16 protein-coding genes are annotated in these 19,145 nt (G+C 66.8%); 5 read left to right on the top strand and 11 right to left on the bottom strand.

The features are described from left to right. Positions 1 to 52: 52 nt before the first annotated feature. Together ACFOPH_RS00755 and ACFOPH_RS00750 are read right to left on the bottom strand one after the other, a co-directional pair. Positions 53 to 2,050, bottom strand: coding sequence for a tetratricopeptide repeat protein (locus ACFOPH_RS00755; protein ID WP_379732857.1), 1,998 nt, complete (start codon positions 2,048 to 2,050; stop codon positions 53 to 55). 99 nt (positions 2,051 to 2,149) lie between these two features. After that, positions 2,150 to 3,436 (bottom strand): hypothetical protein, encoded by a 1,287-nt coding sequence (locus ACFOPH_RS00750; protein ID WP_379732855.1) that lies wholly within the window; start codon positions 3,434 to 3,436, stop codon positions 2,150 to 2,152. A gap of 394 nt (positions 3,437 to 3,830) precedes the next feature. Here ACFOPH_RS00750 and ACFOPH_RS00745 point away from each other — a divergent pair, with 394 nt between their 5' ends. The 3 genes from ACFOPH_RS00745 (at position 3,831) to ACFOPH_RS00735 (ending at position 7,665) form a co-directional block, all read left to right on the top strand. Continuing rightward, a complete protein-coding gene (locus ACFOPH_RS00745) occupies positions 3,831 to 5,462 on the top strand; it encodes a hypothetical protein (RefSeq protein ID WP_379732853.1) in 1,632 nt (543 codons plus the stop codon). A gap of 243 nt (positions 5,463 to 5,705) precedes the next feature. Further along, positions 5,706 to 6,176, top strand: coding sequence for a Rid family detoxifying hydrolase (locus ACFOPH_RS00740; RefSeq protein ID WP_379732851.1), 471 nt, complete (start codon positions 5,706 to 5,708; stop codon positions 6,174 to 6,176). 40 nt (positions 6,177 to 6,216) lie between these two features. Beyond that, entirely contained in the window at positions 6,217 to 7,665 is a 1,449-nt protein-coding gene (locus ACFOPH_RS00735; protein WP_379737836.1) for an aminotransferase class V-fold PLP-dependent enzyme, read from the top strand. Between the two features lie 55 nt (positions 7,666 to 7,720). On the opposite strand, the gene ACFOPH_RS00730 is transcribed toward ACFOPH_RS00735, so the two are convergent. Beyond that, the gene (locus tag ACFOPH_RS00730; protein ID WP_379732849.1) at positions 7,721 to 8,695 is read right to left on the bottom strand and encodes an IS1595 family transposase; all 975 of its coding nucleotides are present in this window, start codon (positions 8,693 to 8,695) and stop codon (positions 7,721 to 7,723) included. A 211-nt stretch (positions 8,696 to 8,906) separates the two neighbouring features. Here ACFOPH_RS00730 and ACFOPH_RS00725 point away from each other — a divergent pair, with 211 nt between their 5' ends. After that, positions 8,907 to 9,593, top strand: coding sequence for a response regulator (locus tag ACFOPH_RS00725; protein WP_312552799.1), 687 nt, complete (start codon positions 8,907 to 8,909; stop codon positions 9,591 to 9,593). 153 nt (positions 9,594 to 9,746) lie between these two features. Here the strand turns inward: ACFOPH_RS00725 and ACFOPH_RS00720 are convergent, their stop codons facing one another. After that, positions 9,747 to 10,448: a hypothetical protein gene (locus ACFOPH_RS00720; protein ID WP_379732847.1), complete on the bottom strand. Its 702-nt coding sequence runs from the start codon at positions 10,446 to 10,448 to the stop codon at positions 9,747 to 9,749. Positions 10,449 to 10,456: 8 nt separating this feature from the next. Continuing rightward, positions 10,457 to 11,302, bottom strand: a complete 846-nt coding sequence (locus tag ACFOPH_RS00715) for a MipA/OmpV family protein (RefSeq protein WP_379732845.1) — start codon at positions 11,300 to 11,302, stop codon at positions 10,457 to 10,459. Between the two features lie 472 nt (positions 11,303 to 11,774). Here ACFOPH_RS00715 and ACFOPH_RS00710 point away from each other — a divergent pair, with 472 nt between their 5' ends. Next, positions 11,775 to 13,076, top strand: coding sequence for an ATP-binding protein (locus tag ACFOPH_RS00710; RefSeq protein WP_312552869.1), 1,302 nt, complete (start codon positions 11,775 to 11,777; stop codon positions 13,074 to 13,076). A gap of 300 nt (positions 13,077 to 13,376) precedes the next feature. On the opposite strand, the gene ACFOPH_RS00705 is transcribed toward ACFOPH_RS00710, so the two are convergent. From ACFOPH_RS00705 to ACFOPH_RS00680, 6 genes are all read right to left on the bottom strand, one after another. Continuing rightward, complete coding sequence (locus ACFOPH_RS00705) at positions 13,377 to 13,691, bottom strand: hypothetical protein (protein ID WP_379732843.1); 315 nt, start codon at positions 13,689 to 13,691, stop codon at positions 13,377 to 13,379. Further along, positions 13,688 to 14,353: a thiol:disulfide interchange protein DsbA/DsbL gene (locus ACFOPH_RS00700; protein ID WP_379732842.1), complete on the bottom strand. Its 666-nt coding sequence runs from the start codon at positions 14,351 to 14,353 to the stop codon at positions 13,688 to 13,690. Before ACFOPH_RS00700 ends, ACFOPH_RS00705 begins: the two co-directional genes overlap by 4 nt. Before the next feature lie 95 nt (positions 14,354 to 14,448). Next, positions 14,449 to 15,333 (bottom strand): cobalamin-binding protein, encoded by an 885-nt coding sequence (locus ACFOPH_RS00695; RefSeq protein ID WP_312552878.1) that lies wholly within the window; start codon positions 15,331 to 15,333, stop codon positions 14,449 to 14,451. After that, positions 15,330 to 16,136, bottom strand: a complete 807-nt coding sequence (locus ACFOPH_RS00690) for an ABC transporter ATP-binding protein (protein WP_312552880.1) — start codon at positions 16,134 to 16,136, stop codon at positions 15,330 to 15,332. Before ACFOPH_RS00690 ends, ACFOPH_RS00695 begins: the two co-directional genes overlap by 4 nt. After that, positions 16,133 to 17,170 (bottom strand): FecCD family ABC transporter permease, encoded by a 1,038-nt coding sequence (locus ACFOPH_RS00685; RefSeq protein ID WP_379732839.1) that lies wholly within the window; start codon positions 17,168 to 17,170, stop codon positions 16,133 to 16,135. The genes ACFOPH_RS00690 and ACFOPH_RS00685 overlap by 4 nt, the downstream gene beginning before the upstream one ends. A gap of 4 nt (positions 17,171 to 17,174) precedes the next feature. Next, the gene (locus ACFOPH_RS00680; protein ID WP_312553982.1) at positions 17,175 to 19,136 is read right to left on the bottom strand and encodes a TonB-dependent receptor family protein; all 1,962 of its coding nucleotides are present in this window, start codon (positions 19,134 to 19,136) and stop codon (positions 17,175 to 17,177) included. Positions 19,137 to 19,145 lie beyond the last annotated feature (9 nt).

The raw sequence follows: 19,145 nt of genomic DNA, 5'->3' as shown, positions 1-19,145 counted from the left end.
CATGTGCGCATACAACACCGATCGCTCTCGGGTGTCGTCGACCAGCTTGCGACTAGGGTCGGGCCAAGGTGTTGAGGTCGGCAGCGACGGCGCGCACGACGTGGTCCCAGTCTCCGGGATGCTGTTGCCGGTACAGGCGCATGACGCCTGGATACCAGGGAGAATCGCTGCGTCCGCGCAGCCAGCGCCAGTCGGGATGCACGGCGGGCAGCAAGACCCAGCAGGGCTTGCCCAGCGCGCCCGCCACGTGGGCGACGGCGGTGTCGACGCAAATGACCAGGTCGAGCGCCTCGACAATGGCGGCGGTGTCGGCGAAATCGGCGATCTCGGCGCCGATGTCGAGGAGCGCCCGTGACCCGTCGGCCTCCACCGGTTCGCCATCCATGCCGCGCTGCAGGCTGACAAAGGAAACGCCGGGTACCGACCATAGCGGCGCCAGGGACGCCAGCCCCGGCAGCGAGCGGTGCGCGTCGTTCACGTGGCCGCCAAAGCCGCGCCAGACCAGCCCCACCCGCAGGCGCCCCTCCTCCTCCGCTCCACCGGCCAGGCGCGCGCGCCAGCATCCGGCACGCACGGGATCGACGGACAGGTAGGGAATCCCGGCCGGCACCGTCGCCAGCGTGGTGCGGAAATGCATGGGCAGGCTGAGCATGAATACCCAATAGTCGTGCGGCCCGAGCCGGGCGACCTCGCTGGCGGCGAGCACCCGGTCGGCCCCTGGCGCATTCCGCAACAGGGGCAACAACGGATCGTGGCAGACCAGCGTCACCTGGCGTGCGCCGGCGGCCTTGAGGAGCGGCAGGTAGCGGACGAACTGCACCTGGTCGCCGAAGCCCTGTTCCGGCCAGACGACGATCGCGCGTCCGGCCAGTTCCTCGCCACGCCACTGCGGGCAAGCCAGGCGCGGGGCGACAGCGATCGGGCGCGCCAGCGCGGGATCGTAGCGTGCCTCCATCCATGGCCACCCTTCTTCCAGGCGGCCCTGGCCCAGCAGCAGGAAGCCGAGGTTCCAGCGCGCTTCCGGGTAGTTGGCGTCGGCTGCGGCCGCCGCGCGATAAGCTTCTTCGGCGGCCTCCATCCGCTCCTGGCGCTGCAGCAGCGTACCCAGGTTGTTCAGGGTTTTCGCATAGCTCGGACGCGCCGCCAGCGCGTGTCGATAAGCGGTCTGCGCTTCGTCATCGCGCCCCAGGTGCTGATAGACATTGCCCAGCGAATTGAGGCCCTCCGCGTCGCCCGGCCGCAGGGCGCGGTACGCAAGGAGGGCTTCCAGTGCCTCCGGATAGCGTGCGCGCCGCATCAGGAACAGGCCCAGGTTGTGCCAGGCGTCGGCATAGCCGGGATGCAAGGCCAGCGCGCGCCGATAACCGACCTCGGCGTCGTCGAGACGGTCCAGGTTCGCGTGCAACACGGCGCTGTTGTTCCACAGCTCCGGGCTGTCCGGCCGGAGCGCGCGTGCCGCCTCGAAGCAGGTAAGCGCCTCCTCCAGCCGGCCGAGCCGGTGCAGCAGGATGGCGCGCCGCTGCAGCGAACCGGCATCGGCCGGATCCGCGGCCACCGCGTCGCCGAAGCGCGCCGCGGCTTCATCGATGCGGCCGAGCCGCTCGAGCACCAGACCCAGGTTGGCGCTGTTGGCCGCATGGCGCGGACGCAACGCCAGCGCGCGCGCGTGCGACGCCGCTGCCGATTCCCAGGCGCCCTCCTGCTGGTACAGCAGGCCGAGATGGTAGTGCGCGTCGGCGTAGGCGGGCTCGAGGGCCAGCGCGCGCCGATACGCCGTTTCGGCCTCGGCGGCGCGGCCCGCCTGCTGCAACAGGATGCCGAGGTTGTTCCAACTGGCCGCATGGCGCGGTTCGCGCGCCAGCGCAAGCCGCCAGTAATGCTCCGCTTCGTCCGCCCGTCCGAGCGCGCGCATGCAGGCCGCGGCCAGGTTCAGGGCGTCGACGTTGGCGCCATCGCCCTCGAGTAGCCCGGCCACTTGCGCCAGGGCCTCGGGATAGCGCTGGCTGTTGAAAAGGTCGATGGCGGCGGCGATGCGTTGGCTTGGCGTCATGGAAAGCGGGCAGGTCGGTACAAGGGTGCATTCTCCCATAGCACAAGGGAGGAATGCACCCTTGCCCTTTCCGGCATCGGCGCCTGCAGCTGCCGCCGTTCAGCCTGCGGGAGCAGCGTAAGGTGGACGGTACACGCCGTTGAGGAAGAAGCACCGTTCGCCCGGCATGTACAGCGTGCCGCGGTCGAGCCAATGCTCGTTACCGTAGTCCTTGACCGGGGCGTACACCTTGACGAGCTGCCCCTTTACTTCCAGCACGGGACCGCAGTTCGTGGCGCTTCCTGTCTTGAGCGCCTTGCGCCATGGGGCCATCTTCTTTTCGAACGCCGCCAGGCGATCCGCCTGCGCCTTGGCCCTGGCCTGCTCGGCGGCCGCCGCTTGCGCATTCTGCGCGGCGATATATTTCGCCACCTTGTCGCGTGCGCCAGCAGCCAGATTGTCGAAGTCGACAAGGGCGAACGCCGTCCCGGCATCCGTGTCCGGCGTGCGGCGGCCAAGCGCGTCGAACGCGGCTACGTTATCCGCATTGACCGCCACATTGCGGTACGGTGCCCAGTCGCTGCGGTATTTCTCCTGCCAATAGGCGCGAGCCTGCGTCTTCAAGTCGGCAAACCGCTCGGCGGAAGTGTGCCGTGCAGCGAGCCCGACTGCGTCCGCCGTGACCAGCTTTGGCGCGACGACACGCCATGCGTCGTCGGTGGCGACGACACCGAATGCCATCAGCCAGCGCTGCAAAGCATCCTTGTTCGGCTCCGCCCGCTCCGCTTCTGCCTGCATGAGCGTGAAGTACTGCTGCCGGTACAAATCCAGCAGCGGTGCCTGCGATGCGGCGCGTACGACCGCCGCGCCGTCGACCCAGCTTGCGGCGTTGGCACTCTTCGCAGCCTTGTCGAGAAACGCGGAATTGACGGCGACGTAGCCCTTCTTGCGGTTCATGCGCGAATAGTAGTGCCAGTTGTTCATATAGTTGAACTGGGCGCTCTTGTAGGGAATCTCGCAGGACTCCGTGTTGGTGCAGCCGTTGAAGTAATAGCCGGTCAGGATCTGTACCGAGACGACGCCGTTCTTCTCCACCCACCCGCGCATCCCCGGAGCGCCCCCGACGCAGGCGAAGACGCGTTCCAGCTCATCGTCTTCCAGCAGTGCGGCGCGCTTCTCCGGCGCGCGGGAGACCTCGCTCACCCAGCCGTCGCCCTGCCTTTTCAAGTAGATCGACAGGCACTGCCCGTCGTCAAGAGCAGCGACGGTAGACGGGTAATGCACGACGTCGCCGCCATAGCCCAGCTTGAAGGTAGCGTCGGGCGTACCGCTCCGGGCATTTGCGGCTGCGAAAAGGACAAGCCCTGCCGCGGCCAGCGCCATCGGTATCGGGAAACGGAAAAACATGAGAAACCTAATTATAAAAAGATAATATTAGATTCTACATGGAAACCTTTTATTACTAAAACCTAGTGTGGCGGAAACAGGACAGCTCGCGATCCACGCGGGGATTGCTCACAGGCCGTTTTAGTTAGCGACCTTATGTTGCTCTGTTCCGAGCTGAACCTTTCTTATATACCCGAGCGCGGCAGACGCCGGTGATTGTCCCGATCGTTAACAACGAAGAAATGGTTCTAGCGGCAAGCGTCGTTCCATGGCAGCAATTTCGAACTTTATTATGACGAACAGTTTTTATCCGGCTCGCCTACATCCGCTTCTGCGGAATTTTTTTTGCTCTAACTAAAGACAATTGCATAGAAACAAAATAAACTGCCATGCGCTTAACACTTTGTTATCTCATATGAAAGCATTTTCAGTAACACGTGCTGCCGGGCTGTTCCTTTGCGCGCTGCTGGTCGCCTGCGGCGGCGGCGGCGACGACGCCCCTGTCAAGCCGCCGGTGGTATCGGCTCCTGCTCCGACTCCCGCTCCTGCTCCGACTCCCGCGCCAGCTCCGGCGCCGGCGCCAGCGCCGGCGCCCGCCCTGCAATATCCGATCCCGGCAAATCTGTGGTCCGCGCCATCGAATGCGGTGCCGGCGAGCGGGAATTACGTCTATCTGCAAAGCGCGTCGGGCGACTATATCGGCGGCGGCCGCACCTATTCTTATACCGAAGCGAACGCCCAAATCACGCTGTCCGCCACAACGCTCGGGCTCAAGGTCAACCTGAGGGGCAACGAGGACTGGTACGGCGAATTCCTGCTGCCTGCCGCCGCCGGCAAGCTGCAAGCCGGTTATTTCGCGGAACTGACCCGTACGCCGTTCGCCGATGCGGCTGTCGGTGGCGTCGAGTGGAGTGGCGAGGGGCGGGGTTGCAACACGATCAAGGGCTGGGTCGCGATCGACAGGATCGAGATGAGCGGGGATGCGCTGACCGCCCTCGACCTGCGCTTCGAACAGCATTGCGAAGGCGGAGCAAGTGCGCTGCGTGGCCAGATCCACTGGACCAGGACCAATGCCGACAACGTCCAGATCGCCGGGCCGGCGCCGGTACCTGCGGGATTGTGGCAGCCGAGCGCCGGGATGCTTCCCTCTGCCGGTAACTATCTCTACCTGGAAAGCCGCTATGGCGATTACATCGGTGGCGGCCGCACCTACATGTACACACCCGCCGACACGGCGTTCAGCCTCCAGGCGGACGGCGCTCGCCTTTCAGTGGGTATCCTCGGCGACGAGGACTGGAGCGGAGAATTCCAGGGCATGCAGGGATTGACCAGGCTGACCACCGGATACTACGGCGACCTGCAACGTTACCCCTTCCATAATCCGGTCCTGGGCGGCATGAGCTGGGGCGGGGAAGGCCGCGGCTGCAATCAGCTCAAGGGCTGGTTCGTCATCGACAAGGTCAGCTATAGCGGCACGACCCTGACCGACATCGAACTGCGTTTTTTACAATATTGCGACGGCAACCAGGTTCCCTTGCGCGGCAAGCTGCGCTGGTCAGCCGGCGACAGCGCCATTACGGCAGGGCCGGTGCCCATTCCCGCCGGACTGTGGTCGCCCGGCGCATCGTTCGTGCCCCCTGCCGGCAATTACGTCTACCTTGCCAGCGAGCCAGGCGACTACATCGGCCAGGGACGCACGGAGCTCCTGACGCCGGCTACCGGGCCGTTCTCGGTCACGACCAATCTCACCGCGGCGCTGGCCATCACGGCCGGCAACTGGGACGCCAACTTCGTTGGCATGAACGCCCTGTCACAACTGCAACCAGGCTTCTACGGCAGCCTGCAGCGCTACCCCTTCCACAACCCCGCCCGCGGCGGGATGAGCTGGTCTGGCAACGGGCGCGGCTGCAATATGCTCAAAGGCTGGTTCGCCGTCGACCGGGTCACGTATTCGCTCGGACAATTGACGGCCATTGACCTGCGTTTCGAGCAACGTTGCGACAACGCCACGGCGGCCTTGCGCGGGGTGATCCACTGGACACGATGAGCAAGTCCTTGCGCCACCCGGCGCACACCTGACGACGGCCCGCGTTCTGCGGGCCGTTTTGTTTACGTCCGCGCGCCTGCCCCGGGCCGGTACTGCCGCGTGCACACAACACCGCGCCTGACGTAATTGACATCAAGCAAGCAACCCGGCTGTTGCGTTGGATTTACAACAGAAAAGGGAGCTAGCGCAAAGCTACGCATTTCGCTCGGATAAGACTCTCCTGTGTTGCTCACTCAACAGGAGATGTCTGTGAAGATCAAGCGATTCGTCAGCAATGCATGCTTGGGGCTCGGCGCGCTTGCGCTGGCCGGATGTGCCATTCCACATGGCGGCGGCAAGGTCGTCCTGTCCACCGACCAGACCTACCCGGCGATTGGTCCCTATTCCCAGATGATCGGCCACGCCAGGCTGGTCTGGTTCTCCGGCGTCATCGCGCTGAACAAGGAAGGCACCGCCCTGGTGGGCGCAACCACCGAGGAGCAGACCCGGGCGACGCTCGAGAACATCAAGCTGCAGCTCCATTCGCAGGGCCTGGATTTCGTCGACGTCGTCAGCGCCACCGTCTACATGAAGGACCTGAACGATTTCGCGGCCATGAACCGCGTCTACGCCGAGTACTTCAGGCAGGCCCCGCCGGTGCGTTCGACGGTCGAGGTGGCGCGCATTCCGCGCGACGCGAAGATCGAGATCGCCGTGATCGCGGCGCGCCGTTAACCAGCATCACCAACAGGAGACCAGGATGCAGAATCGCATGATGGCAGGTGAGGAAACGGGTTTGTCGACGGACATCGTCAGCGCGCCGGCGCACTGGAGCCGGAACCGGCGCGATTTCCTGCGCATTCTCGGGTCAAGCGCGCTGGCGGCCACGCTCGGGCCGCTGGTCGGCTGCAGCAGCGGCAACGCGAGCAGCCGCAGCGACGAACTGCGCCAGCAGTTGCTGGCCGACGAAGGCTTCTGGGCCCAGATGAACGACATGTTCACGCTCAATCCCGCCAAGCGCTTCATGAACATCGGCACCGCCGGCTCGATGCCGAAGCTGGCGCTGGACCTGTTCGACAGCGAGAACCGCGCCAAGGCGGCCGAGTCCGGCAACGGCTACAGCAACCTGCTGGCCGAGCGCACCCAGGTCGCGCCCGGCTTCGGGGTCGATCCCGACGAGCTGGCCTTTTCGGCCAACACCTCGTCCGGCATGTGCCATGCGATCCTGGGCCTGGACTGGAAACCGGGCGACGTCGTCGTCACCACCAACCACGAGCACGGCGGCGGCGAGACGCCGCTGGCCATCGCGGTGACGCGCTATGGCATCGAAGTCGCGCGCGTCGCCATGCCGACCGGGAACAACCAGACCGCCGCGCTGTACGCGACCCTGTTCGACAGCCGCATCCGCGAACTGCGCACCCAGGGCAAGCGGGTGCGCGCGATGATGTTCTCGGCGCCCACCTACAAGACCGGCACCATGCTGCCGATCGCCGAGCTGATGGACGTGGCCAAGCTGCACGGGCTGGTCAGCATCGTCGACGGCGCCCACCTGCCCGGCATGATGGCCTATGACTACGCCCAGCTCGGGATGGACTTCATGTCCGGCGCCGGCCACAAGTGGCAGTGCGGTCCGGGCTCGACCGGCATCCTGATCGTGCGCAACAAGATCCGGCCATCGAATCCCCTCCCCCTGCCGAAGTGGTATCCGATCCACACCAGCAGCTGGTCGCCGCGCGAACGCACGACGAACGGCACCGCGACCTACGACATCGCTTCCGTCATCACCTCCTGCGGCAGCCTGCACACGCCGATGTACCGGGCTCTGGTGTCCGCCTGCAGCTTGTGGGACCAGGTCGGGCGCAAGAAGATCGAGACCTACGACCTGGCCCTGTCGGCCTACCTGAAGGAGCGCATCGCGGAGATCTGGGGCGTCGACCGCCTGTATTCGCCGAAGGACGACCCGAAGCTGGTCTCGGCCGTGACCTCGTTCAATCCCTTCATGAACGCGGGCGACATCATGAACAGCGCCAAGTCGGGCCAATTCGTGGCGCGCATGCTGAGCGACTACCAGCCGGGCTTCGTGGTCCGCAACGTCAACGTGGCGGTGATCGGCGCGCCGAGCGACCACTACGTCATTCGGATCTCCACCCACCTCTGGTCCAGCGTGAACGACATCGACCGCCTGCTCGAAGCGATGTGGGACCTGAGCCGGAAGATGGGCTGAACCGCCCTTGCGCCCTGGTCAAAGTCGCCGCGTGCGGCTTTTTTGCTTGGCGCTGTCACCGTTCGCTGTGGATGAGCCCGATGGTAAGGCGGAACAACTGATCGGCAGAAGTGACCTTGCCGCCATCGAGCATCCGGCGCCATCCCAGGTAGTTCGGCAAGTAGCGCGATGCGACCCCATGGAAGGGCGCCAGCCATGCCCGCAGGCGCTGATGATAGGCGTTCACGTTCTGTACGTGGATGGCGCCCTTCGGGCCCGACCGGATCCGCTCGCCGGCGCTGACATTGACGGCCTGGTGCGCAATGCCATGGGCGCGGGCGAAAGCACAATAGGCCGCGTTCGCGTCCGTCACGAGCAGAACGTCCCTGTCCAGGAAGGGCAGCAGGTGGCGCTCGAGCTGGATCTTGCTGACGGGGCCGCGGCCGGTGACGGCGTCGATGGTCTGCTTGTAGCGGTCACGCGCCACGAGGATGCAGTCGAGTTCGCGTGAAATGCCGCGCCTGCTGGCCGCGCCACCCCGCTTGCGCGCCGGCCGATCGAGCGTGCGTGAACCTTTTTGGGATTCCAGGATGAACATTTCGTCGGCCTCGGCGATACCGTTTAGGGATGCCGGCCGGTCCGCCTTCACCCGAGCCAGAAAACGATGACGCCAGCGAAAAGCGGTGTTGCGGTGTACCTCGACGCCGTCGGCCGCCGCCCGCACCGGGCGCGATGCCCGCAGCGCATCGAGATAAGCCAGCCATTTCCCCCGCAGCCGCAGGCCTGCCAACGGGGTGCCGGTCAAGTCGTTGAAGGTGCGCCGGCACGCGCGGCAGCGGTAGCGCTGCAGGTCGTTCGCATAGCCATGCCGATGCCAGCGTTCGCACCGGCAATGGGGGCAGCAGCGTCCGGCCGACCTGACTTGTGCAATCAGCGCGAGCACCTGGTGCAGCCCGGCAGCCGGTCGCAAGGCGTCGAGGACACGCAGCCGCTGGGGCCCGTTCAGTGCGGGCAAGGCCGCAAACCACTTCGTGAAGCGAGGCGCTTTCATGGTCGACCCCGTATCGGATGGCGATGCGGGTTGGACCGTGAATGAACTCGACAGTTCACTGCTCATCCATAGCGAACGGTGACAGCGCCTTTTGCTTTTCCGGACCGCTCATTATCGAATTGTCCGGAAAATGTCACCAGCTGTCGGCAGAATGTAGGTATCTGTGCTTACGTGCGATTGCTTCTATACAATATCGGCAGAGGAGAAAAGCATGTACCGAGTTTTGCTGGTGGAAGACGACGCCCGGTTGGCCGAGCTCGTCACCGAATACCTGTCCGCGTACGAATTCGCCGTCGAGCTGGTCACGCGCGGCGACCAGGCGCTGCCGCGCTTCCAGGCGAGCCAGCCCGATATCGTGGTGCTCGACCTGATGCTGCCGGGCCTGGACGGCATGGTGGTCTGCCGCAAGATCCGCGAACTCTCCGAGGTGCCGATCCTGATCCTGACCGCGCGCGAGGATTCCTATGACGAGGTGTCCGGGCTCGAGCAGGGCGCGGACGATTTCGTCAACAAGCCGGTGCAGCCGCGCGTACTGCTGGCGCGCCTGCGCGCCCTGCTGCGCCGCACCCAGTCCCGGGCCGCACCGGAGACCGGCGAGCTGGTGTTCGGCGCCCTGCGCATCGTCGGCGCCGACCGTACCGTGTTCTGGCGCGACCAGCTTTGCGTACTGAGCAATACCGAATACAAGCTGCTGCTGGTGCTGGCCGAGGCCGCCGGCCGGGTGCTCTCGCGCGACGAACTGCTGAAGAAAATGCGCGGCATCGAGTTCGATGGGCTGGACCGCAGCATCGACAACTGCATCTCCAAGCTGCGCCGCAAGTTCGACGATGCGCGCTCGGAGAAGATCAAGACGGTGTGGGGCGAGGGGTATCTGTTTTCGCCGTCGGCGTGGAATTGATACGCTGAGAAGTGGTGCCGCTCTCGCCCCGGATGATCTTGCCGCTAACGATCACCGCGTGGGCAGCGCAAGAAGTGTGCGTCGTATCGGCGTCGGCAACGCGCTGCGTCTGCTCATCGGTCACGCGTGGGCACGGGGCGCCCACCCTACGACTCATTCGAACAAGGGAACGATTGCCAGCGGGATGTTGGCGCTGATGACCTGCGCCCGCTCGGCGCCGCCGAAGCGGTACACGACCACCGGGAAGGCCTCGTCCAGGTCGCCCGGGAAGGCGGCGCCGGTCGCCAGCGCCAGCGGCTGACCGGCGCCGTCGGGGCGGTGCAGGCGCACGGCGATGGCCGCGCTGCCGGGGTGACGCTTGGCGAACACGAAGCGCACGCCGCCGCACTGGCGCGTGCGCAGCGAGGCATCGACGTAGCGCGCGAACCCGAGCGCCTGCTCGCAGGCGGTGCGCAGTGTAGCGTCCTCGTAGACGCCGTCCGCCTGCGGCAGCAGCGAGACGCGCGGGCGCACCGCGAAGGCGCCGATCCTGCGGTCCAGGACCAGCGTGGCGTTGTCGTCGTAGGCGGCCTTGAGCAGCGGGAAGCTGGTGCGCCCGAGCGGATCGAGCGGCAGGTTGACCTGGGTCGCCTTGCCGGCCAGCGTCAGCTGCATGCCCTCGAGCGACACGCCGGACGTCAGCGGCGCCACCTGCAGGTGGTTCTGGATCTGGTTCTTTGGCCCGCCGTATTTCTCGAACACCACCATGGCGCGGTAGGCATCGCGGTAACTGACCCACTCGGCAGCCGCCGCCGGCGCCGTGGCGCCAAGGGCGCACAGCGTCACGGAGCAGCATGCGATGAGGTGTCGGGCCATGGTCATCGTCAGAACCGGTAGGCGATGGCGGTGGAAACCGTCAGGTTGGTCGGCCGCTCGACGAGCGGGCTGTGGCGGGCGTCGCCGCCCAGGCGCGCTACCTGCACCTGCGAGCTCAGCATCCAGGAAGGCGAGAACGCCCAGTTCCAGCGCACCCCGACATGGCCGTTCTTCAGGCCGCTGCCGGCGCGATACACCGGATTGCCGCTGCGCAGCGAGTCGAGGGTGTCGACGCCGAAGAAGGCGTTGTTGTAGGCTGCGTTGGCGAAGCTGACGCCGGCCGTGAACGACAGGCGGTGATGGGCGCCCAGCTGCATGGCGAGGCGCTGCACGCCCAGGTCCAGGCGGGCGCCGTCGCGCTCGTTGCCGGCGCCATACAGCAGGCTGCCGGTGAGGCGCCAGTCGGGCGTCAGGTAATAGTTCAGGAAGCCGCCCCCCAGCAGGCGGGTGGAGACCGGCTCCATGCCGGCCAGGCGGTTCTCGCCCGGCTCCACTTGCGGCAGGGAGACCATGGAATAGCGTTCGGTGCCGAGGTTGCCGATACCGCCGCCCTCGCCCGTCGCGTCGCGGCGGCGCTGCAGTTCGACCAGGGGACCATATTCAAGATTGGGATTGCCGCCCAGGTGGATGCCGGCACGCATGCCGGACACGAACACGCCATTGCTCCACTGCACCTGCAGCACCGGCAGCGCATGGCGCTCGCTGTGGCGCGCCCCTTCGTAGCGTGGCGCCGAGACCAGGCCCAGCCCGACATACATGTCGCGGCTGCCGTCCGGCATGGGATTCATGGCCGGCGTCTGGGCGGAGGCGCCGCTCGTTACGGCAGCGAGCGCGAGAGCGAGAAACTTGTTCATGGCGGGGCAATGGAATAAGTGTGCCAGTATTTTACTTTGAGGCAAACCTTATCCGATATATCCTTACAGCATGATTCTCGACAGTTGGCGGCGCCATGGCCATGCGGCGCCACCCGGCTCGGGATGGCCACGCGCACCATGGGCGGCGACCGGAATAAAAAAACCCACCGACACTCGCGTATCGAGTGGGCAAACGGAAAATCTGAATCCTGCGTAGCATATCCGTTCGGCAATTTCCAAACATCCGGGAGATGTCGGCCATTTGTCGTGAATTTGTAAGAACGGCTAACCAAGCCCCCCATGGCAGCGTTGCGCCGGCTCGCTCGTACTGTCTTCGACGGGGCGCCTCGCCCTGGAGGCTTTGTTAGACGCTCTATTTTCCAGGATGACCCTTGCTCCTATACAATGGCATTAGGAGAAATACAATGTTTCGAAGGTCGGTCGGTCGTTGTCGGTGTCGCGGAGGAGCCGGGTGAACCGGATCTTTTTCCGCTTTTTCGTGCTGGTGATGCTGTCGATCACGGCCGCGACCTTCGTCATTTACTTTGCGATGAGCCGGCTGTTCGGCGATCCGCTCGACGACATCGCCCGGCGCCAGGCCGCGGCCCAGATCTTCCTGATCGAGCAATACGTCGACGAGGCGCCCACCGACGAATGGCTGGTGCGCCTGAACCGGGTGCGCGAGGTCTCCGACACCCGCTTCGACCTGATTACCCTGCAGGCGGCGCGCGCCGCCCTGCCCGCCTCCAGCCTGGCCGCGCTCGAACGCGGCGAGGTGGTGCTCGACGTCGACGCCAAGGCCTTCTACCGCCGGGTCGATTTGCGCGGCGAGCGCTACATCGGCAGCGAGGACGAAGTCATCCACGCGCGCGACCTGCCGATCGACGTCAACCTGGCCCTCAAGATGGAAGCGGTGCGCTACGTGATCGTCGCGTTCGCGCTGCTGGTGCCGATCGCGCTGTGGTCGCGCTCGCACTGGCAGGGCCTGCAGCGGCTCTCGCGCGTCGCCGACGAGTTCGGCTCCGGCCGGCTTTCGGCGCGCGCGCGCATGCCGCGCTCGGCCAGCATCTATCCGCTGGCCGAACGGATCGACCACATGGCCGACCGCATCGAGGAGCTGCTGGTCGCGCAGAAAAACCTGCTGCATTCGGTGTCGCACGAACTGCGCACGCCGATCGCGCGTCTCGAATTCGCGCTCGAGCTGCTGGACGCGAAGGCGAACGACCCGGCCCTGCGCCCGCGCATCGCCGCGATGGAGGGCGACCTGCGCGAACTGGACGCGCTGGTGAACGAGCTGCTGGGCATGGCGCGCCTGGGCAGCGAACTGGCGCTGCAGCCCGAGGTGGTGGACGTGGCGGCACTGTTGCGCACGACGGTTGCCGCGCTGCCGCCGGGGACCCAGGCGCTGGCGCTCGAGCAGGACGGCGAACTGGGCACGGTCGAGGCCGATCCACGCCACCTGGGGCGGGCGCTGTCGAACCTGCTCAGGAATGCGCAGAAGTATGCGGCGACGGCGATCCGCCTGTCGGCGCGGCGCGACGGCAAGGCGCTGGTGCTGGCGGTCGAGGACGACGGGCCCGGCATCCCGCAGGACGAACGCGAGCGCATCTTCGAGCCCTTCTACCGCCTCGACCGCAGCCGCGACCGCGCGACCGGCGGCTTCGGCCTCGGACTGTCGATCGTGCGCAAGGCCGTGCTGCTGCACGGGGGGACGATTACCGTGGAACAGTCGGAACTGGGCGGGGCGCGGTTCGTGATCACGCTGCCGATGTGATACGGAATCGGAGATAAAACACTACGGTTTCGTAGGGTGGGCGGCTATACCCGGCTGGGTGCGATCACGTTGCGGTGACGCCGCCCACGCGTTCAATCCACGGTGGAACAGTTGCGGCAGCAAGCGGAGCCTAAAGAACTTCCGGGCAAGAACGACACCACATCCACTCAGGCGCCGCCTGAACGCGTGGGCGGCGCACAGGTTGCGGCTGCGCACCGGGTCAGGTGGAGCCGCCCACCCTACGTCCCGCACCGGCCGTAGATGTCGGCGCCGTCGCGGCATGCGTCGGCGCCCAGGGCCTTATTTGCGCTCGGGCTTGACGTGCGTGAAGCCGTACCACAGGTGTTCCCACCAGTGATCGCGCGATTTCACGGTGTAGAGGCAGGCCTTGTCGACCGCGCCCTTGAACACCGGGTCCGGACATTGGTTGGTGATCAGGGCGTAACGCTGGTTCTCCGCATTGACGAGGGCAATGCAGAGCCAGATCACGATCCCGAACAGGATCACGACCAGCGACCAGGCAACGTGATTCACATTGCTGGTCTCGAACAGGTCCTCTTCCCGTGGGCGGGAACCTTCGTACATCTCGAGGACCTTGCGTTCCGAATCGCTCATTTCGTCTTGGCTGCCTTTGCGACCAGTGCGTCCAGGACCTGGAAGCTTGCGTCCATGATCTGCTTACCGTCCTTCATCTTCAGCTTGTCCGCGATCTGGCCGGGCGAGGTCTGGTACTTGCCGTCGATGATGATGGTCGGCGTACCGCTCACCTGGTAGGCATTGCTGACCTGCGGCAGGCGGCGCAGCTTGGTCATGACACTGAACGAATTCCACACTTCGAGGAACTTGGCGCGATCGATGCCGTTCTTCGACACCCAGTCGATGATCTGCTCGTCCTTCATCAGACGCACGCGCTGCACGTGCACGGCATGGAAGATCTTGCTGTGCATTTCGTCGAGCTTGCCCATCGCCTCGAGCGTCAGGAACAGGTGCGCTTCCGGGTCGTTCGGTCCCTGGAACGGCAGGTGCACGCGACGCAGGACGATGTTGTCACCCTGCTTTTTGACCCAGGCGTTCAGGCCAGGTTCCAGTGCGAAGCACGCCGGGCAGTGGTAGGCGAAGAACTCGACCACTTCGACTTTCTTGCCGGTGGCCTGGACCGGTTGCGGCGCCGCCAGCGTCACGTACTCGACGCCGTTCTGCGGATTGGTGGGCGAAGCGAAAGCGGTGCTGGCGACCAGGCTGGCGGCGATCAGGGCTAAACGCAGGGTGCGGCGCATATGTATCCTTGTTGTCTGGTAGTTGAAGAAAACGACCGCGAGATTACCACTTTTTTGCCCTCCCCTTCGGGAATGCCGTGGATTTTTGCATTTGCTTACCGCTGTAACGGGCGCTTACCACGCGCCTCTTCCAGGCGCTGGCACAGGGCAGCCGCGCCATCGGCAATACGCGGGCCCGGCCGGGTCAGCAGTTCCTCGTCCAGCGTGAACAGGTTGTCGCGGCGTACCGCCGTCATGCCGCGGTAGGGCTGCCAGATCGACAGGCCGCGGTCCTGCGGCGTGTACAGCTTGCCGCCGACGATCGCTTCCGGGTCTTTCTGCACCACGGCCTCGACGCCGACCTGGGGCGCGATCGTCTTCAGGCCGGCAAAGATGCTGGTCCCGCCGCACAGCCGGATCGCATCGCTGGCGATCTGCTCGCCGTTGAGCGTATAGAGCGGATTGTCCCAGGCCTGGTAAAACACCGTGACCGGCGGCCGGCCGGCGTAGCGCGCGCCCAGCGCGGCCAGCTTTGCCCGGTATTCGGCGGCGGCGGCCTGCGCGGTGGCCTCGGTGCCGAGCAATTGGCCGAAGCGCAGCAGGCTGGTCGCCACTTCGTCGAGTCGGCGCGGCTCGCTATGGAAGACCGGGATCCCCAGGCTTTGCAACTGGGCGATCTGGCGCGCGGTATTCCCGCTCTGCCAGACGATCAAGAGGTCCGGCTTCATCGCGATCACGCGCTCCAGGTCGATCTGGCTGTTCGAGCCGATCAGGGGAATGCTGCGCGCGGCCGCCGGGTAATCGCTGTAGTTCATGGCGCCGACGATGCGCGCGCCGCCGCCGGCCGCGAACAGCAGCTCGGTCACGTGCGGCGCCATCGAAATCACGCGCTGGGCCGGGCGCGCCAGTGTGACGCGGCGACCGGCATCGTCGACCACCGTAACCGCCGCCTGGGCCAGGTTGGCGGCCAGCGCCAGCAGGACGAGAAGCAGCGCTTTCATGGGGCTCTCCGGACGGGAATCACGGCCGCGCCCTGCTCCGGCGCATCCGGCAGGAACACGGTGCGCCCGCCATGCGCGATGGCCGCGATCGGATGGCCGAGGCAGCGGCTCAACAGGTCGGGCCGCATCACCGCGTCAATCGGGCCGGCGTGCCAGCTGCCATCGCCATTCAGCAGCAGCGCGTGGGTGGCGCCGCTCCAGGCCAGGTTCAGGTCGTGGCCCACGCTGACGACCGTCCTGCCCTCTTCGCGGCACAGGCGCGCCATGAGACTGGTCACCGCAACCTGGTGCGCCAGGTCGAGGGCGTTCGCCGGCTCGTCCAGCAGCAGGAGCGGCGTGTCCTGGGCCAGCAGGGCCGCAATCGCCACGCGCTGGCGCTCGCCGCCCGAGAGGGTGCGCACGTCGCGCTGGGCCAGGTGCAGCACGTCGAGGGTGCGCAGGGCGTGCTCGGCGGCGGCGTGGTCGTCGCTGCCTTCCCAGTAGCGGTCGGCGTGATACGGATGGCGCGCCATCAGCACGGTCTCGATCACGCGGTAGGCAAAAGCGTCGCCGCGCGACTGCGCGAGATAGGCGCGTTCGCGCGCCAGCGCCGGCAGCGGCCAGTCGGCCAGGGGCTTTCCGGCCAGGCGTACGCTGCCGCCGTCGGGCGCGCGCAGCCCGGCCACGGTGCGCAGCAGCGTGCTCTTGCCGGCGCCGTTGGGGCCGATCACGCACCAGCTTTCGCCGGAGTCGACGCGCCAGTCGAGGTGCTCGACGAGCACGCGGTCGTCGATGCGCAGGGTCAGGTCATGGGTGGAAATCATCGGCGGCGCACATGCAGTTGGTGCAGCTGGAACAGGAAGACGGGCACACCGATCAGCGAGGTCAGCACGCCGACCGGCAGCTGCTGCGGCGCCAGCACGGTGCGCGCCAGGGTATCGGCCAGCACGAGGAAGCTGCCGCCCGCGAGGGCGGCAGCCGGTAAAAGGATACGATGATCGGGACCGAAGGCGTGGCGGCAGGCGTGCGGCACCACCAGCCCGACGAAGCCGATGCTGCCGCCGGTGGTGACGGCGCAGGCCGTCAGGAGGCCCGAACAGAGGAACAGGAAGCGGCGTTCGAAGGCGACGTCGACGCCCAGCGCCGCGGCGGCGTCGGCATGCAGGGCCATCAGGTTCAGGGCGCGCGCCCGGCGCAGCGCCAGCAGCAGCGCCGCGCCCAGCACGATCCAGGGCAGCACGCGCCAGCCGGCGCCGGCCAGGTCGCCGATCATCCAGAACACCATGCCGCGCAGGCGCGATTCGGGCGCCACCGACAGCATCAGGGTCACCAGCGCCATGCAGGCCGAGGCCAGCACCACGCCGGTCAGCAGCAGCACGCCTGACTCGCCGGTGCGCGCCGCGCTGCGGCCGCCTCCCAGGTCACGGCGCGCCAGCAGGTAGAGCAGCAGCGAGATCCCGGCCGCCCCGCCGAAGGCGCCGAGGTCGACCGCCCACAGGGCCGCGCCGAACAGCAGCGCGGCGAGAGCCCCGACGGCGGCGCCGGCGGAGACGCCCAGCACGTAGGGATCGGCCAGCGGATTGCGCACCAGCGCCTGCATCATGACGCCGGCCAGCGCCAGCGCGGCGCCGCTGACGAAGGCGCTGCTGGCGCGGCCCAGGCGCAGGTCGAGCAGGGTCGCCGCCATGCCGTCGGGCGCGCCGGCCAGCAGGCTGACCAGCGCTTGCGGCAGCTCGCGCAGGGGCACGGGCACCGAACCGGCGGTGCCGGCGGCGGCCAGCGCCAGCAATGCGCAGGCCGTCAGCACCAGCAGTACGGCGCGCTGGCGTGTCGGCGATGCTGGCGGCGGGACGCGCATGACCTTAGAAGTCGTAGCGCGCCGAGAGCTTCAGCTGGCGGCCGTCGCTCGGGTAAATGCCGCTGCGGCAGCCGAAGGCGTTGCTGAAGTACTGGCGGTCGGCCAGGTTCAGGCCGCTCACGGCGAACTCCCAGGCGCCGACCTTGCGCGCGTAGCGGGCATCGACGGTGGTGTAGGACGGGATGCGCGCGGCGCAGGTGTTCGAGAAGTCGTTGCCGTAGCGCTGGTTCGACACGTACTGCGCGCCGACGTCGGCGCTGTGGCCGCTGGCCGGCATCCACGCCAGGCGCGCGGTGACGACGTTCTTCGGCACCAGCACCATCTCGCGGCCGGCGTTCGGGCCATCGGTGAACTCGGCCTGCACGTGCTGCCACTGGCCAGTCAGGCGCCAGTCGCCGCCGATGTTCAGCTGGCCTTCGAGTTCGACGCCCTGGCGCCGGGTCGGATCGAGGTTGGTGTTGGCGCCGAAGCCGCCGCCCAGGGTCGGATCGAAGAAGATCTCGTTGCGCAGGCGGTGGCGGAACACGCGCGCCGCGACGCGGCGTTCCTCGTCGCCGACGGTGACGCCGAGCTCGAGGTCGCGCGAGGTTTGCACGTCGAGCAGCCCGGTCGAGGAGCGGTAGCCGTTCTCGTCGGCGTTCGGGATGCGGTAGCTCTCCCCCGCCTTGGCGTGCACGGTGACGCCGGCAATCGGATCGATGCTGCCCTCGACGCTCCAGCCGTTCTGCGACTGCTCGCCGTTCGGCACGAACAGGTCGGGGTTGGCCTCGTCCTTCTCGAAGCGCTCGTGGCGCGCGCCCAGCGCCAGGCGCGCGTTGGCCGCGCCCGGGAAGCGCATCTCGTCGCGCAGGTAGAAGGCCTTCGAATCCTGGCTCGCGTCCGAACCGGTGCTGGTGGCGCGCTCCCAGCGCATCAGGTCGACGCCGGCCACGACCTCGTTGAGCATGCCGTTCCAGCGCGACGTCTGGCGCAGGCGCGGCGAGAACTGGGTCTGGCGCGTGTGGTAGCCGTACTCGTAGACGTAGGTGCCGTAGTCGTAGGCGGCGTTCACCTCGCGCTCGCGGTGCGACAGCTCCGCCGCCAGCTCGACGCTGCCGATGCGGTGCTCGGCCGACAGGGTGACGCGGTCGCTGTCGAGGCTGCCGAAGTCGTTCGGGGTATTCGTCTGGCGCGGGTTGGCGTTGAATTCCTCGAGCGTCAGCGAGCCCGGGAAGCGCGAATCCTGGCGCGCGCTTTCCACGCGCAGGCCCAGGCGCGAACCGTCGACGGCCCACTGGACGCCACCGCTGATGGTCTTCTGGCGGAATTCGTTGTTGTCGCGGTAGTTGTCGGTGCCCTGCTTGGCGGCGGCCAGGTCGAACGACAGCGGGCCTTCGCCATGGCGGACCGAGGCGCGCGCGTCGTACTGGTCGAAGCGGCCGCCTTCCAGGCTGAGCGAACCGTGGTAGCCGGCTTCGGCCCCACGTTTGGTGATGATGTTGATGACGCCGCCGGTCGCGCCTTCGCCGTACAGCACGCTGCTGCCGCCGCGCGTGATCTCGATGCGCTCGACGGTGTCGACCGGGATCGAGGACAGCACGGTGCCGGCCAGCTCGTTCTCGTTCATGCGCACGCCGTCGACCAGGATCACCAGGTTCTGGCTGCCGTTCGAGCCGAAGCCGCGCAGGTCGAGCGCGAAGTCGGGCGAGCCGTCCAGGCTCTGGCGGCCGTACACGCCGCCGATCTTGCGGATCGCGGCATTCACGTCGGTGGCGCCGGCACGGCGGATGTCCTCGGCCGTGATCACGCTGGCGCCGATCGGCGGCAGGGCCGCGTCGCTGGCGAAGCGCGCACCGGTGACGTGGACGGTGGTCATGGCCTGCTCGGCGCTGGCGGCGCCGGGGAACAGCGAAAAGGAGAAGCAAACGGCACAGGCAAGCGCGAGCGGCTTGATCGCCGGCGCGCTGTTCGGAACAGCAAAAGTCATGTTGTGATT

The organism is Massilia haematophila (assembly GCF_042647645.1).
GTDB classification, from domain to species: Bacteria; Pseudomonadota; Gammaproteobacteria; order Burkholderiales; family Burkholderiaceae_D; genus Telluria; species Telluria haematophila.
This window is presented reverse-complemented; position numbering and strand designations above follow the sequence as displayed.

Bases quoted from the DNA above. Each gene is read 5' to 3' on its own strand.
- ACFOPH_RS00735 (WP_379737836.1), top strand. From the start codon at position 6,217: ATGGCAGGTGAGGAAACGGGTTTGTCGACGGACATCGTCAGCGCGCCG.
- ACFOPH_RS00745 (WP_379732853.1), top strand. From the start codon at position 3,831: ATGAAAGCATTTTCAGTAACACGTGCTGCCGGGCTGTTCCTTTGCGCG.
- ACFOPH_RS00685 (WP_379732839.1), bottom strand. From the start codon at position 17,170: ATGCGCGTCCCGCCGCCAGCATCGCCGACACGCCAGCGCGCCGTACTG.
- ACFOPH_RS00740 (WP_379732851.1), top strand. From the start codon at position 5,706: ATGTCTGTGAAGATCAAGCGATTCGTCAGCAATGCATGCTTGGGGCTC.
- ACFOPH_RS00695 (WP_312552878.1), bottom strand. From the start codon at position 15,333: ATGAAAGCGCTGCTTCTCGTCCTGCTGGCGCTGGCCGCCAACCTGGCC.
- ACFOPH_RS00690 (WP_312552880.1), bottom strand. From the start codon at position 16,136: ATGATTTCCACCCATGACCTGACCCTGCGCATCGACGACCGCGTGCTC.
- ACFOPH_RS00730 (WP_379732849.1), bottom strand. From the start codon at position 8,695: ATGAAAGCGCCTCGCTTCACGAAGTGGTTTGCGGCCTTGCCCGCACTG.
- ACFOPH_RS00705 (WP_379732843.1), bottom strand. From the start codon at position 13,691: ATGAGCGATTCGGAACGCAAGGTCCTCGAGATGTACGAAGGTTCCCGC.
- ACFOPH_RS00725 (WP_312552799.1), top strand. From the start codon at position 8,907: ATGTACCGAGTTTTGCTGGTGGAAGACGACGCCCGGTTGGCCGAGCTC.
- ACFOPH_RS00680 (WP_312553982.1), bottom strand. From the start codon at position 19,136: ATGACTTTTGCTGTTCCGAACAGCGCGCCGGCGATCAAGCCGCTCGCG.
- ACFOPH_RS00700 (WP_379732842.1), bottom strand. From the start codon at position 14,353: ATGCGCCGCACCCTGCGTTTAGCCCTGATCGCCGCCAGCCTGGTCGCC.
- ACFOPH_RS00715 (WP_379732845.1), bottom strand. From the start codon at position 11,302: ATGAACAAGTTTCTCGCTCTCGCGCTCGCTGCCGTAACGAGCGGCGCC.
- ACFOPH_RS00720 (WP_379732847.1), bottom strand. From the start codon at position 10,448: ATGGCCCGACACCTCATCGCATGCTGCTCCGTGACGCTGTGCGCCCTT.
- ACFOPH_RS00755 (WP_379732857.1), bottom strand. From the start codon at position 2,050: ATGACGCCAAGCCAACGCATCGCCGCCGCCATCGACCTTTTCAACAGC.
- ACFOPH_RS00750 (WP_379732855.1), bottom strand. From the start codon at position 3,436: ATGTTTTTCCGTTTCCCGATACCGATGGCGCTGGCCGCGGCAGGGCTT.